The organism is Bradyrhizobium sp. LVM 105 (genome assembly GCF_003957705.1).
Taxonomy (GTDB): Bacteria; Pseudomonadota; Alphaproteobacteria; order Rhizobiales; family Xanthobacteraceae; genus Bradyrhizobium; species Bradyrhizobium frederickii.
In genome coordinates this window covers 25068-48749 of record NZ_QZMV01000025.1, presented here as the reverse complement: position 1 = coordinate 48749, position 23682 = coordinate 25068, and the positions used below count along the sequence as shown (strand labels likewise).

The following is a 23682-nucleotide window of genomic DNA, read 5'->3' as shown; positions in this document are numbered from 1 at the left end:
TGAAGGCGATCGCCCAGGCTCACGTCAAGACCGACAAGATCGATGCCGGCACGCTCGCCAGTCTGCAGGCGGCCGGGTATCTGCCGCAGATCTGGACGCCGGACGCGGAGACCGAACGCAAGCGTCGGCTGGTGGCGCGGCGCTACCAGGTTGTGCGGCATCGCACGCGGCTCAAGTCGGCTGCAGACCACGGCATAGCCCTCGAGGTCATAAAGCCTGTCGGAGGCCAAAGGAGGCTTCGTGCTGCTCCCAATGCGATGGGTCGTCGAACGATCCTTCGTGTGGGCCACACGCTTCCGAAGACTTGTCAAAGACTACGAGCGATGCGCTCAGACTCTCGCCGATCTCCACCTGATCGCTTTCGCATGCATCATGCTCAAAAACGTCGCTAAACTCGCTGCTGGTTCCTAACAGCCCCTAGGCCGCGAACATAACCGAGTCGACTATCGGGCCCTGCCGCGCTTTCCATCAGCCGCGCGCGAAGATCCGTGAGCCGCAGCGCTTCTTCGGCCGTCCAGATCCCAGCGATGCTCCAGGCCGCCATCTCGCCGACGTTGCAGCCGGTGACGGCGGTTTGCTCGATCAGGAGATCGGCGATGCAGGCGTGAATCGCGAGCGTCGATGTAACCGTGAGGATCTGGCTGGAATGATTGGCGGAAAGTTCATCAGCGGTCCGCGTCCTGATGAACTGCCGGGGGTCCGCGCGGAGACAAGCCATCGCTGCGGCAAAACCGGCTCCGCGGCGGGCGGCTCTGCGACAAGATCAAAAATCTTGTCCGAGAGCGTACCTTGACCGCCGCAGAGTAGTGCTAGCATCAGAGTTCTATCCTATCGACGAACAGCGCCATCGCGAGCAGATCGGCCGAGCCGCCGGGGCTGAGATTGCGCGCCACGAACGCCTCATGAATGTCGGCCGCGCGCCGGCGCCATCCAGGCGATCCGAAGTCGCCGGCGGCAGGGAAGCTGGAGGCACTCTCTTGCGCGAAGTGCAGTCCCTCGGGCCCGCCACGATGCAGCAGGTTGGTGTCGGTGACCTTGGCGATCAGTCTCATGCAGGTCTCAACGCGCACTGCTTCCTCGTCGTCGGGCGCAAGCTTGCGCGCCGCATGCAATGCGGACAGGGGCCGAAGATCGACAGATGCGGGCTGCCGCCGCCACAGCAGCCGGCGCGCCCGCCGATCAGGCCGATGACATTGATGTCGCTGCGCCGCGCCTCGATCACCGCGCGCATGATTTCCGCGATCGCGAGCTCGCCGGCATTGGCTTCCTGAAGTCGCCCGCCGCAGGTGTCGAACAGGATCACCACATCCTGCTTGAGCGCGCGCGCCGAACGCAACAGGCCGGTGAGCTTGGCGCCGTGGACTTCGCCGAAGGCGCTGCCCATGAAGTGTCCTTCCTGCGCGGCTACGAGCGCGGATGCGCGTCCATCCTCTACTTCACCGTGCGCGCAATTATGGGAAGCTGAATGGCAGGTCTGTTCAAAGTTGCAGAAGCCGAAGAAGATGGCGGCCTCCTCTCCGATCGCATCCGCAATGCGCTCACAGGCGAGATCGCGTCCGGCGCGCTCGTCGCCGGTTCGGCTCTCGAAGAGCAGTAGCTTGCTGATCGCTTCGGAGCCTCGCGTACCCCGGTGCGGGAGGCGCTGCGACAGCTCGTCGTCAGCGGGCTGGTTGAGGTCCGTTTGACACCCGAACGGATCATGGACATGTTCGAGACCAGAGCAGAGGTGGAAGCCATGTGCGTCCGCCTCGCCACCTATCGCATGACGCCGCTCGAGCGCAGCCGTCTGATCGAGTTGCACGAAGGCTCGCGGGCGATGGTCGAGGCCAACGACGTCGATGCCTATGATGCGTTCAACCGGGTTTTCCACACGAATGCATCTACGGCGCAACGCACAACTCGTTCATGGCCGAACAGGCCCAGGACGTCCGTGCCAGGCTAAGTGCCTTCCGCCGCACGCAGTTGCGGCAGGGCGATCGCATTCGCAAGTCCCGCGACGAGCATGATGCCATCATGCAGGCGATTGCCGAAGGGGACGGCGAGAACGCCTCACGCCGGATGCGTGCGTATATGCTGAACGCCGCGGCAGCGCTGCGGCGTTACATCGAAGATCGCGTCAGGCCCGTCGAGGGGCCTGAGCCCGACAAACTCTGACAAGGCGGTCATCGACCACCCTTGACGTAAACGAAGGCAGGCGCGGCTGAAGGTACCTCCAGCCGCAATCCGGTTGCCCGCGTGCCGGCAGTCACCGGGGCGCCGCGCCAGCGATCAATTTTCGGCCCCTTCGCATGCCCACCGGAGGACGCTCGGATGCGCGAGTAAACTGGCCGAGCTCTCCAAAAAGTGTGAGTTACGGCCTGAGGCCAATCTAAGTTTGAGGCTGGCGAACGCAGGACAACCAAGAATACGGTTAGGGCACTTCGGGGCTGTAATCGCTGCCGACGTTGCGATGAGAGGCGCTCCCGTTATCGAGGCTAAAAGAATGACACGTTTACAGATCTTTTAAGTTGGAAAGATACGTAAACAGAACATAATGGTTGATCCCAGTTTCTGAGCACGATATGTATACGGATCTTGTAAAAAGGTACGAGTAGGGATCATGGAGCGCGGCTCGGAGACCACCTTCCACCTAGGACGGCTCCTCCGGGATGCCAGGAAACAAGCGGGTCTGACTCAAGAGCAGGTGGCTGAACGCGCGGGGATTTCGAGGCCTCGTTACCGTGACATCGAGCAGGGCGCGGCCGCCGCGCGTGCCACGACCCTGATCAACGTCGCGCGCGCGCTGGGTATGGAGTTGATGCTGATCCCACAAGCAATGGTCCCGGGCGTCAATGCTCTGCTTCGCCCTTCCGACGACGAAGACCGACCGGCCTTCACCACCGATAAGGACGGTGATGAATGAGTGTCCAAGTCCGCGCCCCCAACACCATCCGATCGCTCGACGTGTTCCTTCAAAAGCTCAAGGTCGGAACGCTCGTACGCACGCCGGGCGATTTCAACGCTTTCAGCCTGGATCCAGCGTATCGAGCCATGGCAAGGCCTCCAATCTTGAGCCTTTCGTTGCGCTCCGCCGATGGCGGCCTTCGCAAAGATCCGAAACCCCTAGCGCACGTCTTGCCGGCCTTCTTCGCGAACATGTTGCCTGAGGACAGGCTCCGCGAGGCAATGGAGAAACACCACGCAGGAGCGGTGAGGCCGGGCAACGATTTCGACCTCCTGGCGGCGCTTGGCACGGACTTGCCGGGCGCCGTGCGCGTCGTGCCCAGCGACGGCACTACCACAAAAGCTGCTCAAACCGATCCACAAGTGATCAAAGCTCGTTTTTCCCTGGCCGGAGTTCAGATGAAGCTCTCGGTGATGAAAAACACGGGCAGGGCAGGCGGATTGACCTTGTCCATCGGCGACGAGCAGGGTCAGTACATTGCGAAATTCCCCTCAACCAATCTTGTCGGATTGTCGGAAAATGAGTTCGCCATCCTAGCGCTCTCGGAGGCAATCGGTATGGATGTGCCTCAACGAGAGCTTGTTGAAAAATCGGATTTCGAGGAGATACCTGAAGAGTTCAACACCCTCTCGACCGGTAAAGTTTTGTTGGTGAAGCGTTTCGATAGGGGCCCCGACGGCAGGCGGATACATATCGAAGACTTTGCTCAGGTTTTCGGCCGGCAACCATCCAAGAAGTACGATGACGCTTCATACCACGATATCGCCTCCGCACTGAACGTCGCGGTGTCGACAGATGCCGCACTCGAATTTGTCCGCCGCCTGGCTCTTGCTGCGCTCGTCGGGAACGGAGACATGCACTTGAAAAATTGGTCTACGATCTATCCGGGCGACGGTTGCACTCCGGCCATCGCCCCGGTGTACGACGTGCTGTCGACCACGGCCTATTTTCCAAAGGACGACATGGCGCTGTCATTGGGGGGCGAGAAGTCCTTCAAGGCGCTTACTCCGGATCGTTGGCGGAAGTTTGCCAACCGGGCGCGGCTACCGGATCCCGCCGTCATCTCGGCCGTCAAGCAAGTCGTTTCATCGGTGAACGAGCTTTGGTGGAACCTTCCTGAGCGGGATGTTGTTCCGACGGCTGTCCTCGAAAAGATCGATGCAAAAATCCGCGAGATGAGCTTGGTTCTAGATCCAAGCTAAGTCTCATCTCTTTTGCCCTTCAGGCTCGCGAGCATTGCTGCCGTCGGGATACTGCTCGCTCGGGCTCATCAAAGACAGCGAAGGAGCAAGGGATCGTGCTGCGCGAGGCCTGGTCTGGGCGGCAGCCTCGACGGCCAGCTTCGCTACGGCGCGCTGGGGGCGCTGCGGTTCGATCCGCTCGTGGGCTCTCGATCATCGCGGGTGCGACAAGAGATGTGGGTCTTGGCGCGACCAATTGGATCAAGCAGTCGAACTTCTCGATTGCCGAGTCGCTGCCCGGCACGATTCATGGCCGGCTCTACGATCAGGGGATCATACCAAATATCGCCCCAGATCGTGGCGCTTTGCAAGGCTGACTGTGATGAACTTGGTCGGAAGTTTAGGTTTGTCGACTGCTAAGGCGGACGTGTGCACGAGGTGTGACCAGGATGTCAAAAAACCCTCATCAGGATGTGATTAGAATGTAGCTGGTCTAAAGCGCCAAGACATTCAAAGCAGCGATCATAGAGGCATGGACCAAGCGGTCGCATTTCAGAAATGAGACGGCGACAATAAGGTGAACGGCCGCGCGGCTGACACGTAACTACGACTCCAAATTGGTCCGTTGCAAAAGGCAGAAGGCGCGTATCACCATCGAACTCACTTGCCGGCCTCTCGGTGCGGTCGAACTCGCCACATTCTTCTTGACGTCAGTTCTGCAGGCGAGCGCGCCAACCGCCTTTTCGATGGATTGATCACCCGAAGAACGCCTGACGCATCGATCGCAGTGCTCCGTCGATCACCTCCGGCCCGTCGATCACCATCGAGGCCGGTGGGGGCTCGGAAACGCAGATCAAGGAGAACTATTATGGCGAGCATCCGTACCTTCACGAGGACCGGCAACAACGAGATCATCGGTGGAATCGTCACCCTCTCGCTCCAGGCCAGGAACGTGCGGATTGCCCCCGAAACCAACCGCTCCGGCGACAACCGAGCCACTGGGTCTACGTCGGCCGTTGGAGATCAGGGCCGCCCGGGCGAAGGGCTCCAACGAGGGGGTCTGAAGCTCGACGATCCGAGTTTCACCCCACCGATCTTCGCCAACCTGCCGACGAGGAAGGTGAGGGCTTCAGCCTGATCTGGCCCCGTCCCAGCCGCGCAAGGGCGACTGACCCCGACCATGCGAGGATCGCAGGACGGACGCACCGAACCCCTCAAGCAGCTTTAGTCGCAAGTAACGGAGGGCGCGTCGTGGTGCTTGAGGTGTCTCTTTCGGACATTGTAGCTTACCAGCCAGATCACGCCGACCGCGATCGGCACGAAGGCCGCGGTCAGGAACGATGGCTCTACTCGCAGTCCGACGTCATGCGCGCCCTTGGCAAGATAGCTAAACAGGCTGACCACATAATATCCTATCGCCCCGACCGACAATCCTTCGACCGTGCACTGCAGCCGAAGTTGCTGTCTCGCGCGCTCGTTGATAGCCTGCAACAGGTCATGATTCTGCCGTTCGATTTCGACGTCGACCCGGGTTCGCAACAGATCGGCGGCACGCGCTAGCTTGTCCGATAGAGTCGCCTGACGGTCCTCAACGGTCGCGCAGGTTCGCATCGCCGGCGCCATACGGCGCGCTAGAAACGCCGACCAGGTTGGATAGCCCGAGATATTGTTGCCTTCAATGATGGACAGACGCGATTGGACCAGCTCGTTATAGGCCCTGCTCGCGCCAAAGCGAAACAGGCTGCCGGTCGCGCCTCTTTCGAAGGAGGCTGCCAGCGCCGTCAGCTCCGCAAGCAGATGGTTGTTGAACCGCAGCCCCTCACCGCTTTGCATCTTCTCGAGCGCCTCAACAAGCCGGCGGTCGATGCGATCAACAGATGGTGCAAGCTCAAGGGCCGCCGACAGACCAAGCAGCGCCAATGGACGGTAGGTCTCGATTTCCAGGAGCCGCTGCACTAGCGCTCCAAGATCGTGGGATGTCATGCCAAGGTCGCAAACGAGGATTTTCGTGAAGCCTTTTTCGTCCACGCGGAAGTCTGAGGCGGCAATGCCTGTGCCGCTCTTTGTGGCAACCATGGCGAGGCTGTTCTCGTCAAAAATCTGTTCGGCCCGCGTAGTCGGCGAGGCGTCCTGCTCCACTTCTAGCCTGATCGCGACCAGCAACTGTCCGGTCTGACGCAACGCGCGGATCAGCGATCGGACAGTACCATCAACTTTGTCAAATCGGTCTGCGGCAGAACAATTTGAATTAGTCCAGATCCAGGTGAGTGTTGTAAATTCAGAATGCTGCTCCCAGCGTAGCGTAGCGGGCCCGATGACAATCTGATGAAGTTTCGCCGATTGCTCAGGCGGCGTAAGATTGCGCTCGAGGCAAAAATCGATAAAACGGCAGCGTTCGCTTGCGGCCGCCTCGCCCTGTGCAAGAAAAGCGAAGTGGATCACACTGAACGGCGAATCAAGGCGCGTGAAGGGGCGCGCGTGCACTTCGCGGAGCACAGCGTCGCGTTGCGGATGTGGCGTGAAGGTTCGCAGATCCAGTTCGTCATCGATCATGTATTGACGCCTCGCTTCAGGTGAGCAGGCAACCGTCAGCCTAGACGCCGGAGGCAATGGCGGTGCTGGGAAACGGTTGCGCGCGGCTAGGTAGCTGACGAAGCCGTGTCGATGATCACGCCGCTTGAACTCGGGAAAGAGGTCTTGCGGGACGCGCGTCAGACCAGGCAGATTAAGGTGGAGCCGCCCCATCCAGCTTTCGACGCCATCAACGTATGGTCCGTTGTTTATGGCGAAATGCCGGCATTGAGGCTCAACAGGTGTGGCGGTGCGCGCGCGACCTTTGCGGTGGCGCGCGGCACCGTTCGATGGATGCCTAGATCTACGTGGACATTGTTGTCTGGCCGTCCCTCAGGTTCCGCCGCGTGTCCGCCGATAAGCACCTTGGTTTGTGGCTTGAGCATGCCGACGTGCAGGGAGGTGCCGGGCGGAAGCTCCTTCGCGGCCACGACCCAAAGCTCCTGCTCGCCCTGCAAACGATTCGGGCGCGAGTTGGCGAGATTGAATGCGGCGAAGGCCGAAATGAGGCTCGTCCCTGGAGGACGACGCTCGCATTTGGTCGACAGAGCCAGTGTGCGTGGCTTTACAGGAACGGGCATGAAGCCTGCCAAGACGTTTTTCGTCCCCACCAATATCGCTCGAGCGTGACAGACTTTCGGTCGCTCGATGCAAGCGCGTCTTTATGTCCCATACCAAATTTGGTAGGCAGCCGTTTAGCTCCGCGTTGCGTAAACCGTCGTTTCCACGGCAAAGGTTGATATTCGAAGCAGCGGCAATTTGCTCAAGCAGAATCTTCGGTCCCCAAAGCCGCTCCGCCGCAGCTTACCGCGATGCCGCGACTAGCAGTTCGACGGTCGCGAATGAACCTTTGCCGCCATCAGGCGACGTCAGCAACTGCGGGTTCAAGGCTGAAGGGCTGACCGTCAAGCACAAAGGCAACTTCGTCATTCGATTCGCTTTGACGATCTCAGCCTTGGACGTTGATCGCTGTACCAGCTTTTGTGCCGACGAGCTCTGACAAGTTTGAGGCTTGTAGCGTCGCTATTTTAGGTGACTGGGGTGCATCGCGATCAACTTGCCGAATTCGAGAAGTTCATCGCGGCCGTCAGCTTTTGGTCAGGGGACCGGTCTAGTCAGGCGCTGTCCGAAAGGTGCCAGGGCATCCCCACGAAGCTCCTTCTGACCTGCGCTGCATTTTCATCCAGCGGCAGTTAGAATCTCGGAGTGCATGCAGCGAGACCGAACTTTGGATCGAGCTATGCAGAATTCTGGGTGACGAGGTGATCAGGCGGCGTGGGTTGCCGGCATTTGGATGAATGCCGTCGGTGAATCTGACACCTGCGCAGAGCAAGCTGCTTCTCGACGATATGCACGCCTGGCCGCTGCGCGCGCGCGAAACCCTCTCGCGCTCGTCCGAGGTGCTCAAGGCTATCAATTATATGCTCAGGCGCTGGGAAGGGTTCGCTCGCTTCCTCCATGACATCGCCCAGAATAAAGGTTTGCTGACGCATGCTGTCCCTGATGGCGCGTCCATCGTTGGAACGGAGCTTCGCTCAGCTGATCTCAACTTCGGCCGAGTTATGAAGACGCTCCGGCGAGCGCGGCGCCGAACTGCGCGCGCTCGCCGGCTCGCTCTACGTTTCAGAGAATTGTGCTTTTCGTTTATTGTCGGCGTCAGCTTACGGACAGCTAAGCTGCTTATCGGCGGGGTTAGGTCTAATGACCTGAACACAATGCAAAAGCCATAGGAGTGTGGTCGCCATGGGCGGTCGAATTAACAATTGGTCGGATATTCCATCCGCTGATGAGTATCATAACGCGAACTCCCCGGAGCACAGGAATGCTGACTATTTCGCGGACGCGTTCGGTAGAATGGGATTGCAGGATTCGGGTGCCAGCTCATCCTCGCAGCCGAGTTATTACCTCACTTCAAGATCTCCCGTTGTTGAGATCGACCAAGCCGAATTCCGGGAACGGGTGAGGAGTTTTCATGGTGACGAGATCAATCATATCGCCAACAATCCGCAGGAATACTCAGAATTTGTATCCGAAAGAGCTAGGCGCACCGCGGATGTCGCTAGCAATTACGCGATCCGAAGGGATTCTGGTGCCGCCCGATATTACAGCTACCAACTGGGAAACAGGAGCGTCGGCCTCCAAAGAACGGAAGCCGGATTTCCTATGGCGACTGAGTTCACCAGCCAACGGTGGCGAGAACAGTTCCCCGGACGAACTGACGTCACATCAATCGTGGATTTTCAGGTTGCTCATCCGCTCGTCGGCAACGCCGGCGATATTCTGCTTGAGCACCAACTACAGCAAGACGGCGAACGGCCGCTGGTGAATTGGCGTCCTGCTAATGATGAAGCGAGAGCCCGTGCAGAACAAATGGGCTTCGTTGATGTAGATCACAATGATATGGTACTCGATCCCACCCAGTCCCGACAGTGGAGATATAGGGATGGTGAATGGCAACGTGCAACCAATTCTCCGATGTATCTCTCCAAAGTCAAAACGCCGAGTGATGATGAACCTTCACCAGGGTCCGATTCGGATGGAGACTTTATGTGACGTGAGATCTCCACCAATCGATTGAGGTGGAGCAGGAGCGCAGACCAACCGACACCTGCGGCTTACGATCGAGGGTTGGATGGAACGAAGCCGAAGTCAAATTCGGCTCAATGCGTGAGGTGCACTGTACTGACCTCACCGCGGGGGTTTAGTAGAGTTGTTGCCTATAATAGCACAAAAGAAAATCCCGGCTTCCAACCGGGGTTTTCGACTGTGGCCCGGGCGGGAGAAGCGGATTGCCTATGGCATGCGCGAGCTGACAAGTCAGTATTCGACTCGCTGGCGGGCGAATGCGTCGTATCCTCCCAGAAATTGAGCTGCTGCCGGTTTGATGGACACCGCGATTAGGTGTTTCATGAAGTCGGAGGTGGGCGACGAAGAGACTGCCTTGCCAGCCTCACTCCTGCCCACGCTCCGCACCCTCAATGTCATCGGTAACCAGTTGAGCAGGCTGCCGGCCCAGCTTCCGGGCGGACTCCGGGACCTCTACGCCTCTGATAACCGGCTGACTAGTCTGCCCGACCTTCCAGCCAGGCTCCGCCGCCTAGACGTCAGCGAAAATCAGCTGACGAGCCTGCCCGATCTTCCAGCCAGACTGCGCTACCTGGACGCAAGCAACAACCAGCTGACGAGCCTGCCCGACATCCCGGCCAGGATTGGATATCTGGACGTCAGCGAAAATCAGTTGACCGATCTGCCCGGGACACTCCCGGTCGGGCTTGAAATGCTCGGCGCCAGTAACAACCAGCTGACCGGCCTGGCCGCGACCGTGCTGACGCAGCTCGGCAGCGCGTCCAGCATTGACCTGCGGTCTAATCCGATACCGGCCACGGTGCTGGCCGATTTGGCGTCAGCCACACGTGGCGCGGATTATGCCGGTCCGCAGGTCTTGCTATCGATGCCACTACAACCGGTGGAACATCAGCCGCGGCTACTGTTGTCGCGGATTGGCTCGCCGACGAGCCCGGCGCAGTGGACGCGTGGCAGGGCTTCGCCGAAGAGCCCGGTGCGCAGGACTTCGCACTCTTTCTCGAAAGTCTCGCGGGCACCGTGAACTATGGTCATCAGCCGTTCCGCGACCAAGTAGCCGAGAATCTGCTACGAGCCGCGATGAGGCCGGCGCTGCGCGAGCGGCTTTTCGAGCTGGCCAATGGATCGACTGCGTCGTGCGAGGACCGCATCACTTTGACCTGGAACGGCATGCAGACCGCACGCCTGAACGCTGATGTCAATGAAGGGCTCTATGACAATCGGCTCGATCAACTGCTCCAACACGGCCGTGTTATGTTTCGTTTGGAGGCGCTTGACGAGATCGCACGCGAGACGGTCAGCTCCCTCCGTGGTGCCGACCCGCAGGCAAATATCGACGAGATCGAGGTCTATCTTGCCTATCAGACCCAGCTACGGGATCAGCTGGAACTGCGCCACATCGCCCCGGATATGCGCTTCTTGAATCTTGCTGACGTCACGCCTTACGACGTTGCCAGGGCTGAGACGTCGGTGCGGGAACAGGAAGAGACGGGTTTGGCGGATTTTCTGGCAACGCGCTGGGAGCCTTGGGATACGGTGGTGAGGCGGATCGCCCCCGATGATCATGCCGCGATGCGGGACCGGCTTGCCGATGCCCTGGAGGATGAGTTTCCGACGCGCTTGAACGAGCGGCTCGCGGAGCATGGCCTGACGGAGGATGTTGATGCCCGGCGGGTGGTCGGAGCACAGATCCTCAGCGAAATCGCACGTGAGACAAGGGCGAGCTAATGGACAGGGTTCTCCGGGAGCACGGCCTCGAGCTTTGATCGATGCGATAGCCGCCCCGATCACGCGGTCTCGTTTGGAGATTTCGGACGAGCAATTGGTTGTCGTCCGTGAAGAGCGGCTACCCGTGCCGCGGTTGGCAAGAGATCACACGTCCACGCTACAACGGCGCGGACGGGCCCTTCCGCACCTCCAAAAGCGCCGCCGAATTGCGCGACAACGCGCTCAATGTCGGTCATGGTTAGTCTGGACACGAACAGCAAACACGCAACGGCTTTTTGGGCTCGCAAGGTTGAGTGGAATCCATCGGCTACAAATTGGCCCAGGGCGCTGATCAACCAACCCGAGAATCCCTGCTGGTGCAATTCGGCAGGCCAAAGCTGCAGCTCCTTTTGAGTACTCTTATTCATCGGAAACAGCACCTGAGCCGCTTGCTGCAATGGCTCAGATCAGAGCGCTCGTGCGGGAAAAGCATGGCGGAAGAACTCTTCGCCGCTGAAGAACTGGAAACATGGGTCGCGAACCCAGCGCTCGCACACACCTCTCAGACAGCCCGTAAATGTCCTTGAGCCGCAAGACGGATCATGAAGTGGGTCTCGACCCAAGCCGGCCGTCCTCGCTGTAAAGCGGAGCGATCTCGCCGTCGAGCCAGTCCCACTCGATCTTGTTGGCGAGCTGAACCAGCTCGTGCTTCATGTTAATGATCTGATCCAGCCGCGCCCGGAACACATCGTTCGATCCCGTCGTCTTGTGCTTCTTCGGCGCATCGTCCCCTTCGATGCGCTACTGAATCATGTCCGATGAGCTCATCGAGGTTGAGGCGTGCCGCTCCTAGGCACCGCTGGTCGGAAAGAGGAATGCTCGACATCGGGACAGAGCATTATGGAGCGCCGCTTCGCGGAAGATCCTGATCTACATTCAGTGCCGTGCGCGGGCTCTCTTGGTCTTGGTTTCCTTCGGGCTCGATCGTTTGTCGTGCGGCGCTGGGGAGGAGCGGCCTGTCCCAACTACTCGCCCGACGATCGCTCGTGCCAAGCCATCAGCGGTTTCGAAGCGAGGTATCCCACGGCGAATGCGAGCCCTCTCAGAAAACGTCATGGTTCGTTTTGCTTTCCCGTCAGTGAAGAGCAGTACGTAATCGAGCACCGACTTGTTATGCTCAGCCATCCTGGCTGCGGCAATCCAGCCGTGAGGCAGGCGTGTCTCACGCTTTATAGACCAGTACGGTGCGCGGTTTTGCCTTCCGCACCAGAGGGCTACGCGAATTGAGATGTTGATCGACCCGTTCACGCGCAAGTAACCCGTTCCTTCGCGAGAGGCAGTTTGGCCACCTGTCTTTCTAATAGCCATGCCGATTAGCGAGCCGAGCTTTGCCGTTTCCTCAGCCCACTGGGGACGCGAGCCAAGAAACTCATAGCTTCGCTTGGGAGTGTAGCCGATTAGCCGATACACGTTCATCATGCCACCGAAGTGGTTTTGATAGGTCGAGGCGCAAGGGAGGCCTACCGTGCTGGCTATGATGGCAGAGCTCAGGCGTCCCTCCTTGAGCAGCGTCTTGCGTAGACGGGCAAGCATCTCCTCTTCAGTGAGGTCGACACGCCGTTCTTCAATGATCTTGTTTACCTTCAGGAAGGTTTCGCGTTCGACGATCGGCTCGATACATCCCTCGCTGGTGATCCAAAGCTCGGGAGGATTGCAGGTGCAGTTCCGCCGCAGCTTGCGTGATCGGCGGTTGAAGGTCATGTTTCCAATGTAGTTCTCGTTTCTGAGCACCGCGTTAACCGCTGCACGCGTCCACCGAACTCCTGTGCTGGTGAGTATGGCCTTCCGGTTTAGCTCCCGTGCGATAATAGCTTCAGACTTTACCTGCAGAAATCGATCGAAGATCCACTTCACCACGGCTACTTCCTCGGGAGTGCCGGGGCGCACTCGGACATGATCAGTTGAGAGGTACTTCTGATCACCGTTCTTCAGTACGCCTCGCGACCGCTGACTCTGATCGACAAGTTCTCGCAAGAGCGCATAACCGGGGCGACCTCCGACCTTGAAGCCAAGCCGGGCGAACCGGCACTGCGCAGCGTGAACCTTTACCGAAAGCTCGCGACTGTATTCCGCTGCCATTACGCGCTTGATGTTCTTGATGATGCTGGAGAGCACGCTGCCGTCATTGTCAAACTGCTCCGCACAATAGGCGATGTTGATGCCTGCCTGTTTGCAGAGGAATTCGTAATACGCGCTCTCGTCGACATTCTGAAAGCGGCCCCACCGGCTTACGTCATAGACCAGAATATGACCAAAATCGGCTTCTCCTGCTTGGACATCCTTGATGAGCTGTTTAAGGCCGGCCCTGTTCTTGATGATCAGGCCGCTCTCTCCCTCGTCGCGATAGGTTCGTACAATCATCAGGTTATGGGCGTGCGCGTATGCTGCAATCACAGCAGCCTGATTCTCAATCGAGTATTGCTGCCGTTGTGTCGACATGCGTACATACTGTGCGGCTCTCATGCCGAGCTGCGATCGTACCGGGTGAGCCTTATAGATCTCGAGCGCGTTGGCCATCATTCTCGCTCCCGAACGTTACACCGGAGCGAATCAAACATTTATTCGACATTGCAGCAAGAATTACTTCGATTGGAAGAATCCCCTCCATTTCCGCCGTTGTGATGTAGTTGGGGCGAACGCCTCGCTCCGAAGGCCTTAGGGCGTCAGACTCGATCCGGGCTTGGCCACGACGGAAGACATCGATCTGCTGTTCGACGCGCGCGGCGGGCTTACGTTCGTCGCAGACGACGCCGTCTCTGAGTCATCGCTCACGAAGATACTCAAGCGAGTGGGCACTAGCTTCGAACGCGCCAAGCAGACGTTTCGCGCTGTAAACCGAGACGGCTATCTCGCCGATTTGATTAGGCCCATGCAGAGCCCGCCTTGGCGGAAGGCTTTAGATAAGATCGGCTTGGACCCGGAAAAGTTGACCGCTGTGCAAATCGAAGGACTCGATTGGCTGCAGAATGCTCCCGCGTTCGAGGCGGTCGCGATCGACGAAAAGGGCGAACCGGTACGCATCGTAGCTCCGGATCCGGGGGTTTGGACCGTCCATAAGCTATGGCTGTCCCGTCGGGCGGACAGAGAGGCGATCAAACGCCAACGACAGTAGCACAGGCAGAAGCCGTGGCGTTCTGGTGGTGAACTATCTCCCGTTTGACGCGACAATTAGGGATGCTTCCGAAAGAGGTGGTGGACAGCGCGGCGCCTCTTTTCGCCAAGAAGGATGGCGTTGCGCGAGCCTAGCGGGCAGGGTCGGCAAAAACGGGTCCGACATACCCGGCGCCGCCGATCATCGCCGGCACCATGATGATGATCAGCATCCAGCTGCTCATCGACTTGCCCAAGATCATGATGTCGGGCATCAGCACCAGCTTGAGCATTGGTGCCGCTGGCAGCCCAGCGGCTGGAGATCGCTTACGTACGTGGCCTTGATATCCCGTCTACAGGCTTGGTCGCTGATTTCAAAGACGGGATTCGTCCATCATCTCACCGTCCGTAAACGTCAGCAGCCTCAGTACCTCGTTGTTAGAAGCGGAAGCGTGCGCTCCAGCAATTCAGTAACGTCCCGCCTCCCGGCGGTCGAACCACGCGTCTGCGCTTATTGCGGGGGTGGGTTTGCTCGTCCTGGACCGGACCAACCTTTCGAATGCATAGCTATTGCGGTCTCGGTCGGCTTGAGGGAACCAGCAGTCCGGGACGCACGTAAAGCGCAAGAAACCAACGCTTTTCATTAGCCGTGACACACCAACGGAGCGTGGAAACGATTGCTCTGGATCAAGCGGATCGCGATGGCTGGCCATCCCAACTATTTTCCGATGCGGTCGACAAAATCGCCAAGTGCGGCCTGGCCGGTGAACGAAAAGAGCACGTATCTGGTGCGGTGGTTCCGATTCGGCAAAATGGTGCCTGATAAGTTATTATTATTATTATTGAGTTGTCTGGTGGGCCCGGCAGGACTCGAACCTGCAACCAGACCGTTATGAGCGGCCGGCTCTAACCATTGAGCTACAGGCCCAGTCCTGGCGGCCACCGAAAAGCAGCCAGCGAGGTTGAAGGGGATCGTCTATCGGGTGGCTGGCATTCTTGCAATGCCAATTAGAACAAGTGCGAGGCTAAGTCTCACCGCGGACCAGAACAGGCAGATCGGCCAGGCGAGCATCTCGCCTTCCTACAGCAGGAGCGCCGGCACTCTCGCCGAGATACGGTGAGCACGGCCGCTCACCGCGTCCTTTGCTCCCGTCGCAGATGGTGAGGTCGACGTCCGCGGCAATAGCATCCACCGGGGTCCGAGCGACCTCGCCTGGCAAAGCATGAAGCTGCCGAAAAGCCAGTGGTTAGCTGCTGTATTGCCGTGTCGCCCGGATACCTGCGCTCCACGCGTATAGCAGGGCTCGTCATTCAATTCGTATCCGCCGATCGCGCGGAGCTTGAAGTTCACCGGGGTGTGGGAGGCGATGGTGCGCGCGTTCCGCCAATGTCGGTTGATCGCGAGTTCTCGGAGATCAGAGAAGCTCCGCCGACCTCGAAAAGCTCGGTCGTCGCGGCGAGAGATGACAACTGCGTCTGTGCTGCGGCGAGTTCAGACGCATCAAGCTGTTGCGAGTCCTGTTAGCGGCTGTCTAGTGTTCTCGCGAGCTCGTCGACGCCGGCGAGGACTGCTGCACGCGCGCCAAAAGCAGCGCTGAAAAGCTTGCCGATGACCCGTTGCACCAGGGATCGTTCCGCGGCAGGTCGGCAACCGGCGTGCGTGAACGTGCGGGTTCGCGCCTTAATCCACTCCGTCGTGTCGCTAGCGACGCGCCGCACAATTCCAGCGAGGGTCGCAAGCAGGACCAGTTGAACATATGCCGTTCCAAAAAACCGGCTCTCCGTCCTAAATCCGGAACCAAGAATTCGGTCCTCGGGGATCGCCTACATTCTTGAAATCAGTTGTACCGCTCGCGGTGGCAGAAGCCATCCCAATCGTCGTGGATGCTGACGCCGGGCTGATTGGTGTCGACGAGTACGGCGATCCGCTTGCCGCTCTGGTCAGCCGCTACGATCAAGTTATCGGCGTATAGCGTGCCAGTTCGTAATACTTCGTGCCATTGAGCCGCATTCCGCCTCCGTCCGACGTCATCGCCGTCAGGTAGCGATCGGCGGCGCCGACGCCCAACGCGGTCGTGGCGCCCCCGATCAGCGCACTGTTAGCGACGGCTTTGATCTCATTTCTTGGTCAGCTCTCATTCTCGTGGAGGAATGCCGCAATGAATTCGCAACGAATTGCACGAAACGATCGTGAACAGAACGCGTATTAAGAAAGTCAATGATTTAGAAGATGTTCACTGCGTTCGGGACGCAGGGCATCCCTCCGTCAGATCGCGACTTGAACCGAATGTCGGTATCGGTGGTTGCGCCTCCCCGCAACCAACGAACGCTGCGAAAGCAAGCTTCGGTGTTAGCTAGGCGCGGCAATCGCCCGGCGACTCTCGCAATTCCACTGGCGCGGTCGAAGCCTATGGCGAGTTGCTTGTGCCCGGCTATTTTCTTGAGCGGGCTATTTTACTTGCTTGCGCTACTTCAGCGCCCCTTCGCTTCAGACTGAAGCGGCCGGCGACTTCACTCAGAGAAATGGTCCGTGTGTAACTGGGGAGCGGATATGCCGCGTGCGCAGCCCCTTCGGGGAGGTTATGGGACCCAGGAGTGTCGATCCAAGATAGAGCATTTGATCTCAACTGAGAGCGCCGTCGTGAAGGCAACTGACGAAATCGACGAGATCCTCGATCACATCGACGATGATACGTTCTCAGCAAATCACGCTCTCTCTCCTGGCTAGAACTTGTCGGCCTGCTGTCCGATGGGCTGGGATCGTGCGGAAGCTGGATCAGCCCATCGATATCACTCCAATTCGATGAGCAGATCCTTAGTCTCGACCTGGCTGCCCGGACCGACATGGATGGCCTTCACTCTTGACGCCCTGTCCGCGTGCAACCCAGTCTCCATCTTCATCGCCTCGATGCTCAGCAGGAGATCTCCGGCCTCGACGGCTTGGCCCACGGAGACTGCGATGGAGGAGATGGCGCCCGGCATTGGGGCGCCGACCTGGCTCGGATCTCTGTCCGTGGCCTTCGCGCGGACCGCTATCTTGCTCTTGAGTTCACGATTTGGAACGCGGACTATGCGAGGTTGACCGTTCAGCTCGAAAAAGACTTTGACCTCGCCTTCCTCGGAATTTTCGCCGATGGCCTGAAGACGAATTTCGAGCGTCTTGCCAGGATCGATCCCAACCGAGATCTCTTCTCCGAGCTGCATCCCGTAGAAGAACGTACGAGTCGGAAGCGTGCGCACCGGGCCGTAGATCTGATGGCGTTCGATATAGTCGATGAACACTTTCGGATACATGAGGTATCCGTGTAGATCCTCGTCATCCGGAGCGAAGCCGTCCAGCGTCGCTGCTAGTGTCTTGCGGGCTGCTTCCAAATCGACGGGCGCCAAGCCAAGGCCGGGCCGTGTCGTCAACAAGGGGCCGCCTTTCAGCACCTTTCGTTGCATTCCCTCGGGCCAGCCCCCATGCGGTTGGCCGATATTTCCCTTCATCATATCCACCACCGAATCGGGGAAGGCGACCTCGACGGAGGGGTCCTCGACTTGCCCGCGGCTCAGGCCCTGGGCGACCATGACCAGGGCCATGTCGCCGACGACCTTTGAGGACGGCGTGACCTTCACGATATCGCCGAAGATCAAGTTGGCGTCCGCGTAGGCTTTCGCGATGTCGGGCCAGCGCTCGGCCAGGCCGAGCGAGCGAGCCTGGGCCTGCAGGTTGCTGAACTGCCCACCGGGCATTTCGTGAAGGAAGACCTCCGAAGCAGGTGCGGTTAGACCAGATTCGAAGGCGGCATACTGAGCCCTGACCTGTTCCCAATAGTTTGAGATTTCGCGGATGGCCTCACTGTCTAGTTCCGCGTCACGGTCGGTGTGTCGAAGCGCTTGGACGATTGATCCAAGGCAAGGCTGCGAGGTGCCGCCCGAAAAGGCATCCATGGCGGCATCGACCGCGTCGACACCGGCTTCGCAAGCGGCGAGGACGGTCGCCGCCGACATTCCCGAGGTGTCGTGCGTGTGGAAGTGAATCGGAAGTCCCACGTCCTCCTTCAGCGCCTTGATGAGGATTCGAGCCTGTTGAGGTTTCAGCAGGCCCGCCATATCCTTCAAACCGAGGATGTGGGCACCTGCCACCTTTAGCTCTTTTGCCCGATCGACATAGTATTTAAGGTCGTATTTTGGGCGCTTGGGATCCAACAAATCCCCCGTATAGCAAATGGTGCCTTCGCATACCTTGTTTGCCTCGATGACGGCATCCATGGCGACACGCATGTTCTCAACCCAGTTGAGCGAGTCAAACACGCGAAAGACGTCGACTCCGGACTTTGCGGCCCGCAAGACAAAGCTGCGAACCACATTGTCGGGATAGTTGGTGTACCCGACCCCGTTGGCGGAACGCAGGAGCATTTGGGTGAGGATATTCGGGATCGCGGCCCGAAGGTCGCGCAACCGTTGCCATGGACATTCCTGAAGGAAGCGATAGGCCACATCGAAGGTCGCGCCGCCCCAGCATTCGATGCTGAAGAGTTGAGGGAGGTTTGCGGCATAGGCGGGCGCGATCCGGAGCATGTCGATCGAACGCATTCGCGTGGCAAGCAGCGATTGATGCCCGTCGCGCATCGTCGTGTCGGTGATCAGCACCCGCTCCTGAGCGGATAGCCAGTCCGCCAGGGCCTGCGGTCCGTCCTTTTCGAGAATGTCGCGGGTGCCGGGAGCGATAACGCCTCGTGGCGGGGGCAGCCTGGGCTCGGATATCCCGGTCGTCGGCTTTGGGCGCGTCTTGGTCTCGGGATGTCCGTTGACCGTGACGTCCGCGATATAAGTCAGGAGCTTGGTCGCTCTGTCGCGCCGTTTTGTGAACCTCAGCAACCCCGGCGTGGTGTCAATGAACTGAGTCGTATACCCGTTGCTCCGGAATTGCGCGTCGTTGAGAAGGTTCACGAGAAATTCGATGTTGGTGCTGACACCCCTGATACGAAACTCGCGGAGCGCGCGAACCATCCGGTTGGTCGCAAGGTCTTCTGTCGGAGCCCAGGCTATCACCTTGACCAGCAACGAGTCGAAATGTCGTGTGATGACGGCGCCGGAATAGGCGGTGCCGCTGTCCAAGCGGATGCCCATTCCCGTAGCCGAGCGGTAGGCCGCGATACGACCGTAATCGGGGATAAAGTTGTTCTGTGGATCCTCCGTGGTTACACGGCACTGCAAGGCATGCCCAGTGAGCCGAATGTCCTCCTGTCTGGCGACACCTGTTGCTTCGGCAAGCGTAGCGCCTTCCGTCAGCAACATCTGCGCCTGCACGATGTCGATACCGGTGACTTGCTCCGTTATCGTGTGTTCGACTTGGATGCGCGGATTGACTTCGATGAAATAAAATCTCCCGGAGTCCACGTCCATCAAAAATTCGACCGTTCCGGCACATCGATAACCGACGTGCAGGCATATGCGCCTCGCAAGCTCGCATACTTCGGAACGTTGTTCCGCCGAGAGATAAGGTGCAGGGGCGCGCTCGACCACTTTTTGGTTCCGGCGCTGAACGCTGCAGTCGCGCTCGAAGAGATGAAAGATGTTGCCGTAGCTGTCGCCGAGGATCTGGACCTCGACATGGCGCGCCCGCTCGATCAGCTTTTCCAGATATCCTTCGCCGTTTCCGAAGGCGGCTTCGGCTTCGCGGCGGCCTTCGAGAACTTTGGACTGAAGTTCTTCCGGGCTATAGACTGTACGCATTCCCCGACCACCGCCGCCCCAGGACGCCTTCAGCATCAGCGGATATCCGATGTCGGATGCCTCCTTGCGGATAGCGTCGAAATCGTCGCCTAAGACACCAGTTGCTGGCACGACGGGTACGCCGGCTTCGATCGCAACGCGACGAGCGGAGGCCTTGTCGCCGAGAAGACGCATCGTTGCGGCCGTTGGCCCGATGAAGGCGATGCCGGCAGCCTCGCACGCTTCCACAAGTTCGGGACTCTCAGAGAGAAGTCCATAGCCGGGGTGGATTGCGTCCGCACCCGACGATCGCGCAACGCGGATGATCTCGGGGATCGAGAGATAGGCGCCCACGGGCGACATCCCCCGACCGATCAGATAAGCCTCGTCGGCCTTGAACCGATGCAATGAAAGCTTGTCTTCTTCGGCATAAATCGCAACCGTCGTCTTGCTCAACTCGGTCGCTGCGCGCATGACGCGAATTGCGATTTCGCTTCGGTTTGCGACCAGGATCTTGTTGAACTTGCGCACGTTCAAGTATCCTCTTGCTCAAGGTGTTGGACGGGAAAGGAAGACGGGCACGACAACTGACGCCGTCGTGCCCGTCACTATGTTTCCGTACTAGACAGATGGCGTCGCGAAAGTTCGTAACGTCCGATGCTATGGCAAATTACATCGTAATGGCGATCTTTCCGAAGTGTGCGCCACTTTTCATGTAGTTGAAGGCGTCTGCAGCCTCGGACAGATCGAAAGTCTTGTCGACGACCGGCTTGATTCCAGCCACCTCGATCGCGCGATTCATGTCAACGAAACCACGCCTCGAACCAACGGCGATCCCTTTGACGTTCACCATTGGGCCGATCAACTGTCGGATGTTCAATTCCGTCGAATAGCCGGCGACAAACCCGACGACACTGATCGTTCCCCCAAAAGCAACCGCGCTCAACGACCTGCCCAACGATGATCCAATGGTCTCGACCACGATATCCGCGCCACGGCCGTCGGTGAGCCGCTTTACTTCGACATCCCATTCCGGAGTGGTGCGATAGTTGACGCCAAAGTCGGCCCCAAGCGCTTTCGCCCGCGCCAGCTTTTCGTCGGATGACGACAGAATGGTAACTCGGGCCCCCGACAGCTTGGCGAACTGAAGTGCGAAGAGCGAAACACCGCCGGTTCCCTGGAGCAGAACGTCGTCTCCGGATTTGACGTTTGCTTCGTTCAAAGCCGACCACGCTGTAAGACCAGCGATGGGCAGCGTGGCGGCTTCCACGTCGGTCAGGTGCGACGGAGGCGTGACCGCGTCCTCTTCCGGGATGAGGATGTAATCCTGAAGAACGCCGGCCAGCGGCGCACCGAGGGTGCGCTTCGCGCGTTGCTCCGGAGTAGGTTTGCCGTCGTGCCAGCCCTGGGTGTAGATGGGGACGATTCGATCTCCCTTCTTGAACCGGGTGACGCCCGGTCCGATCTCCGCCACAGTGCCGCACGCGTCGGAGGCGGGCACATAGGGCAAAGGAAGACCCTTGATATAGTCACCGCCCAGTACGGCCAGGTCGCGATAGTTCAGCGTCGCCGCCTCCACCCTGAGCAACACCTCTCCCTTTCCTGGCGTTGGTATAGGGACCTCGGTCAACTTGAGGCCCGAGATCGCGAACTGGTGCGCTTGCATAGCCCGCATTGTCGCCGACATGATTGCTCCTCGTTTTTTTTGTGGCGGTTCCGCGCTATCGGATATCAGCGCCGCCTGGTTAGTGATCAAGCGTGCTTGATCACGACTGTCTTCAGGTTCGAATAGTCGTCCATCGCCACAAGACCCTTTTCCCGTCCATGGCCGCTTTTGCCGGTGCCTCCGAAGGGCAACTCGATGCCCGCGCCGGCTCCGTAACAGTTTACGAACACTTGGCCGGAGCGCAGCCGCTTCGCAAGATGCATTTGTCGGCCGCCATCCCTGGTCCAGACTGCTGCCACAAGGCCGAATTCAGTTCCGTTGGCGATGCGTACCGCGTCATCCTCATCGTCGAACGGAATGGCGGCCAGCACGGGGCCGAACACCTCCTGTTGCGCGAGCTCGTGGTCCGTCGGCACCGGCCCGAACAGCGCGGGCCGGACGAAGAACCCACCCGGGTCGACGCCCTCCGCAATCTGGCCTTCGGCGAGGAGGGGGAGGCCGCTGGTGGTGGCGCGATCGACGAAGCCCAGGACGGTCTTCTTTTGTCCGGCGGTGATGATCGGACCGCAGTCGAGATCCATCTCCGGGCTGCCGACCCGCACGGCCTTGAATCGCTCGCTAAGTGTCGCGATGAAGTCGTCGAAGATGCGCCTTTGAACAAGGACGCGGCTTCCGGCCGAGCAGGTTTGGCCACTATTCTGGATGATGGCGGCGCAGATCGTCCTGGTGGCCGCTTCGAAATCGGCATCTTCGAACACAAGCTGGGGCGACTTGCCGCCGAGCTCGAGAGTACAATTGATGTAGTTGTCCGCGGCCAACTTCTGGATCTGCTGGCCGACCTCGGGTGAGCCGGTGAACGAGACAAAGTTCACGCCGGGATGCGTCGTAAGCGCTACGCCCACTTTGCTTCCAAATCCTGTCACGATGTTGATCGCGCCGTCGGGAAGGCCGGCTTCCGTCGCGAGCTCGGCGAGCCGTAGAATGGAGGCGGATGCGGCCTCGGCCGGCTTGAGAACAGTTGCGTTGCCGACCGCTAGCGAAGGAGCAAGTGTCCGGCCGAACATCTGGGCGGGATAGTTCCAGGGAAGGATATGCCCCGTCACACCCTTTGGCTCACGCACGACGGCGACGAAATGATCATTGAGGTACGGAATCGTGTGTCCATAGACCTTGTCCGTTGCGCCACCATAGTACTCGAAATATCGAGCGACCGCGTTGATATCGTTTCGCGCCACCGTCATGGGCTTTCCGGTGTCCCGCGCTTCGATGGCGGCAAGCTCCTCCTTCTTCTCGAGGATGCGCTGCGAAATGGCGATCAGAATGCGTCCCCGTTCCGCGGCGGTCAACTTGCCCCATGCGCCGGTTTCGAAGGCGCTGCGGGCCGCCTTGACGGCCAGATCGACGTCCTCACGGGTGCCGGCGGCGATTTTGCCGTAGGCCTTCCCCGTGCTGGGATCGATCATATCGGTCGTCTCGCCATTGGATGCGCCGACCCATTTGCCACCAATGAAGTGCTTCGACATGATGTCAACTCCTGTCTGTTGCCGCCGCGATCTAGAAGCACGGGCAGGAGGGTGGTCTCAATGGCGTCTACGATCTACCTGCTATTATGTTGCCCTATGGGTGCGATCGCATGGCGCGTCCCATTTGATTGCGTCGGACGGTAATCGATCCGAAATCGTCAGTTATCGGCCCGAGACAAGATGGCTCGCGCGATACACTCGCCCGAGCCATCGAGGGAAAGCGAGAGCCTATCGGCCCGTCGGCGAAGGCCCCACCTACGTCACGCGTGCGAAAAGCAACGCCGCGTATGGACTGGGCGATGAGGTCGCCGTTAGTTTCCGACTTGCGGATCGGATGCGAATTCTCGGGCGTTCCCCCTGGTAAGCACTCTTGTCTCGAGGTCGATCCGGGCTTTGGGCGTCCCGCCCTTCAGCGTGGTAACCATGGCATTCATGCCCTCGTAACCCATTCTGAAGGGATCCTGCACAATGACGCCCAGAAGCTTTCCTTCCTTGATCAGTTCGTAGGCGCGTGCACTCAAGTCGAATGTCACCAGCTTCACGTCCTGTCGCTTCGCGGCCTCCAGGGTCGCGGCGGCACCTTGAGCCACGATTTCGTTTTCGAAGAAAATCCCGGCGATGTCCGGCGTCAAGGAGGCTACCGTGTTCTACTTCTGG

General features: G+C 59.2%; 16 protein-coding genes, 1 tRNA gene and 7 pseudogenes. 12 read left to right on the top strand and 12 right to left on the bottom strand.

The genetic code is table 11. From position 1 onward, the window contains the following. Together D6B98_RS41745 and D6B98_RS36200 are read left to right on the top strand one after the other, a co-directional pair. A pseudogene (locus tag D6B98_RS41745) lies at positions 1 to 179 on the top strand (IS110 family RNA-guided transposase); the annotation flags it as partial. A 55-nt stretch (positions 180 to 234) separates the two neighbouring features. Then, positions 235 to 411: pseudogene (locus D6B98_RS36200) on the top strand (transposase); the annotation flags it as partial. Between the two features lie 404 nt (positions 412 to 815). On the opposite strand, the gene D6B98_RS36190 reads toward D6B98_RS36200, so the two are convergent. Together D6B98_RS36190 and D6B98_RS36185 are read right to left on the bottom strand one after the other, a co-directional pair. Further along, complete coding sequence (locus tag D6B98_RS36190) at positions 816 to 1070, bottom strand: triphosphoribosyl-dephospho-CoA synthase (RefSeq protein WP_430642555.1); 255 nt, start codon at positions 1068 to 1070, stop codon at positions 816 to 818. Between the two features lie 77 nt (positions 1071 to 1147). Further along, positions 1148 to 1429, bottom strand: a pseudogene (locus D6B98_RS36185) (biotin-independent malonate decarboxylase subunit beta); the annotation flags it as partial. Between the two features lie 36 nt (positions 1430 to 1465). On the opposite strand from D6B98_RS36185, the pseudogene D6B98_RS36180 reads away from it, so the two are divergent. From D6B98_RS36180 to D6B98_RS36165, 4 genes and pseudogenes are all read left to right on the top strand, one after another. Then, positions 1466 to 2154 (top strand): annotated as a pseudogene (locus D6B98_RS36180) (GntR family transcriptional regulator). A gap of 445 nt (positions 2155 to 2599) precedes the next feature. Next, positions 2600 to 2902, top strand: a complete 303-nt coding sequence (locus D6B98_RS36175) for a helix-turn-helix domain-containing protein (RefSeq protein WP_126261749.1) — start codon at positions 2600 to 2602, stop codon at positions 2900 to 2902. Continuing rightward, entirely contained in the window at positions 2899 to 4146 is a 1248-nt protein-coding gene (locus D6B98_RS36170; protein ID WP_126261748.1) for a type II toxin-antitoxin system HipA family toxin, read from the top strand. Before D6B98_RS36175 ends, D6B98_RS36170 begins: the two co-directional genes overlap by 4 nt. 847 nt (positions 4147 to 4993) lie before the next feature. After that, positions 4994 to 5283: pseudogene (locus tag D6B98_RS36165) on the top strand (DUF736 family protein); the annotation flags it as partial. A 66-nt stretch (positions 5284 to 5349) separates the two neighbouring features. On the opposite strand, the gene D6B98_RS36160 reads toward D6B98_RS36165, so the two are convergent. Both D6B98_RS36160 and D6B98_RS36155 read right to left on the bottom strand, forming a co-directional pair. Beyond that, entirely contained in the window at positions 5350 to 6678 is a 1329-nt protein-coding gene (locus tag D6B98_RS36160; RefSeq protein ID WP_164719091.1) for a DUF3422 family protein, read from the bottom strand. A 227-nt stretch (positions 6679 to 6905) separates the two neighbouring features. After that, positions 6906 to 7289, bottom strand: coding sequence for a DUF2169 domain-containing protein (locus D6B98_RS36155; RefSeq protein WP_126261747.1), 384 nt, complete (start codon positions 7287 to 7289; stop codon positions 6906 to 6908). Positions 7290 to 8021: 732 nt separating this feature from the next. On the opposite strand from D6B98_RS36155, the pseudogene D6B98_RS36150 reads away from it, so the two are divergent. The 4 genes and pseudogenes from D6B98_RS36150 to D6B98_RS41100 form a co-directional block, all read left to right on the top strand. Beyond that, positions 8022 to 8159 (top strand): annotated as a pseudogene (locus D6B98_RS36150) (IS66 family transposase); the annotation flags it as partial. A 280-nt stretch (positions 8160 to 8439) separates the two neighbouring features. Further along, on the top strand, positions 8440 to 9249 hold the full coding sequence (locus D6B98_RS41110) for an effector protein NopP (protein ID WP_283810187.1): 810 nt from the start codon (positions 8440 to 8442) through the stop codon (positions 9247 to 9249). Positions 9250 to 9604: 355 nt separating this feature from the next. Continuing rightward, the gene (locus tag D6B98_RS41105) at positions 9605 to 10303 is read left to right on the top strand and encodes a leucine-rich repeat domain-containing protein (RefSeq protein WP_235885247.1); all 699 of its coding nucleotides are present in this window, start codon (positions 9605 to 9607) and stop codon (positions 10301 to 10303) included. Beyond that, positions 10222 to 11007 carry an NEL-type E3 ubiquitin ligase domain-containing protein gene (locus tag D6B98_RS41100; RefSeq protein ID WP_235884887.1) on the top strand — a complete coding sequence of 262 codons (786 nt, stop codon included), beginning with the start codon at positions 10222 to 10224 and terminating at the stop codon, positions 11005 to 11007. The genes D6B98_RS41105 and D6B98_RS41100 overlap by 82 nt, the downstream gene beginning before the upstream one ends. 421 nt (positions 11008 to 11428) lie before the next feature. On the opposite strand, the pseudogene D6B98_RS36135 reads toward D6B98_RS41100, so the two are convergent. Together D6B98_RS36135 and D6B98_RS36130 are read right to left on the bottom strand one after the other, a co-directional pair. Beyond that, a pseudogene (locus D6B98_RS36135) lies at positions 11429 to 11784 on the bottom strand (transposase); the annotation flags it as partial. A gap of 138 nt (positions 11785 to 11922) precedes the next feature. Further along, entirely contained in the window at positions 11923 to 13566 is a 1644-nt protein-coding gene (locus tag D6B98_RS36130; RefSeq protein WP_235885246.1) for a recombinase family protein, read from the bottom strand. A gap of 160 nt (positions 13567 to 13726) precedes the next feature. Between D6B98_RS36130 and D6B98_RS36125 the strand changes: the two genes are divergently transcribed. Continuing rightward, positions 13727 to 14158 carry a GSU2403 family nucleotidyltransferase fold protein gene (locus D6B98_RS36125; RefSeq protein WP_126261745.1) on the top strand — a complete coding sequence of 144 codons (432 nt, stop codon included), beginning with the start codon at positions 13727 to 13729 and terminating at the stop codon, positions 14156 to 14158. A 130-nt stretch (positions 14159 to 14288) separates the two neighbouring features. Here the strand turns inward: D6B98_RS36125 and D6B98_RS40295 are convergent, their stop codons facing one another. After that, the gene (locus D6B98_RS40295) at positions 14289 to 14429 is read right to left on the bottom strand and encodes a hypothetical protein (protein ID WP_164719090.1); all 141 of its coding nucleotides are present in this window, start codon (positions 14427 to 14429) and stop codon (positions 14289 to 14291) included. A 559-nt stretch (positions 14430 to 14988) separates the two neighbouring features. Then, positions 14989 to 15064 (bottom strand) — tRNA-Ile (locus D6B98_RS36120). Positions 15065 to 15968: 904 nt separating this feature from the next. Here D6B98_RS36120 and D6B98_RS40290 point away from each other — a divergent pair. After that, on the top strand, positions 15969 to 16109 hold the full coding sequence (locus D6B98_RS40290; protein WP_157336773.1) for a hypothetical protein: 141 nt from the start codon (positions 15969 to 15971) through the stop codon (positions 16107 to 16109). An 817-nt stretch (positions 16110 to 16926) separates the two neighbouring features. On the opposite strand, the gene pyc is transcribed toward D6B98_RS40290, so the two are convergent. The 4 genes from pyc to D6B98_RS36100 form a co-directional block, all read right to left on the bottom strand. Then, positions 16927 to 20367 (bottom strand): pyruvate carboxylase, encoded by a 3441-nt coding sequence (gene pyc / locus D6B98_RS36115; RefSeq protein WP_126261744.1) that lies wholly within the window; start codon positions 20365 to 20367, stop codon positions 16927 to 16929. Between the two features lie 139 nt (positions 20368 to 20506). Then, a complete protein-coding gene (locus D6B98_RS36110; protein ID WP_205680556.1) occupies positions 20507 to 21523 on the bottom strand; it encodes a zinc-dependent alcohol dehydrogenase family protein in 1017 nt (338 codons plus the stop codon). A gap of 65 nt (positions 21524 to 21588) precedes the next feature. Further along, positions 21589 to 23025 (bottom strand): aldehyde dehydrogenase family protein, encoded by a 1437-nt coding sequence (locus D6B98_RS36105; protein ID WP_126261743.1) that lies wholly within the window; start codon positions 23023 to 23025, stop codon positions 21589 to 21591. Between the two features lie 311 nt (positions 23026 to 23336). After that, positions 23337 to 23657 carry a substrate-binding domain-containing protein gene (locus D6B98_RS36100; protein WP_126261742.1) on the bottom strand — a complete coding sequence of 107 codons (321 nt, stop codon included), beginning with the start codon at positions 23655 to 23657 and terminating at the stop codon, positions 23337 to 23339. Positions 23658 to 23682 lie beyond the last annotated feature (25 nt).

Excerpts from the sequence above, each read along its gene's own strand:
- D6B98_RS41110 (WP_283810187.1), top strand. The coding sequence starts at position 8,440 with ATGGGCGGTCGAATTAACAATTGGTCGGATATTCCATCCGCTGATGAG.
- D6B98_RS36160 (WP_164719091.1), bottom strand. The coding sequence starts at position 6,678 with ATGATCGATGACGAACTGGATCTGCGAACCTTCACGCCACATCCGCAA.
- D6B98_RS36175 (WP_126261749.1), top strand. The coding sequence starts at position 2,600 with ATGGAGCGCGGCTCGGAGACCACCTTCCACCTAGGACGGCTCCTCCGG.
- D6B98_RS40295 (WP_164719090.1), bottom strand. The coding sequence starts at position 14,429 with ATGCTCAAGCTGGTGCTGATGCCCGACATCATGATCTTGGGCAAGTCG.
- D6B98_RS36130 (WP_235885246.1), bottom strand. The coding sequence starts at position 13,566 with ATGATGGCCAACGCGCTCGAGATCTATAAGGCTCACCCGGTACGATCG.
- D6B98_RS36110 (WP_205680556.1), bottom strand. The coding sequence starts at position 21,523 with ATGTCGGCGACAATGCGGGCTATGCAAGCGCACCAGTTCGCGATCTCG.
- D6B98_RS36105 (WP_126261743.1), bottom strand. The coding sequence starts at position 23,025 with ATGTCGAAGCACTTCATTGGTGGCAAATGGGTCGGCGCATCCAATGGC.
- D6B98_RS41105 (WP_235885247.1), top strand. The coding sequence starts at position 9,605 with ATGAAGTCGGAGGTGGGCGACGAAGAGACTGCCTTGCCAGCCTCACTC.
- D6B98_RS36170 (WP_126261748.1), top strand. The coding sequence starts at position 2,899 with ATGAGTGTCCAAGTCCGCGCCCCCAACACCATCCGATCGCTCGACGTG.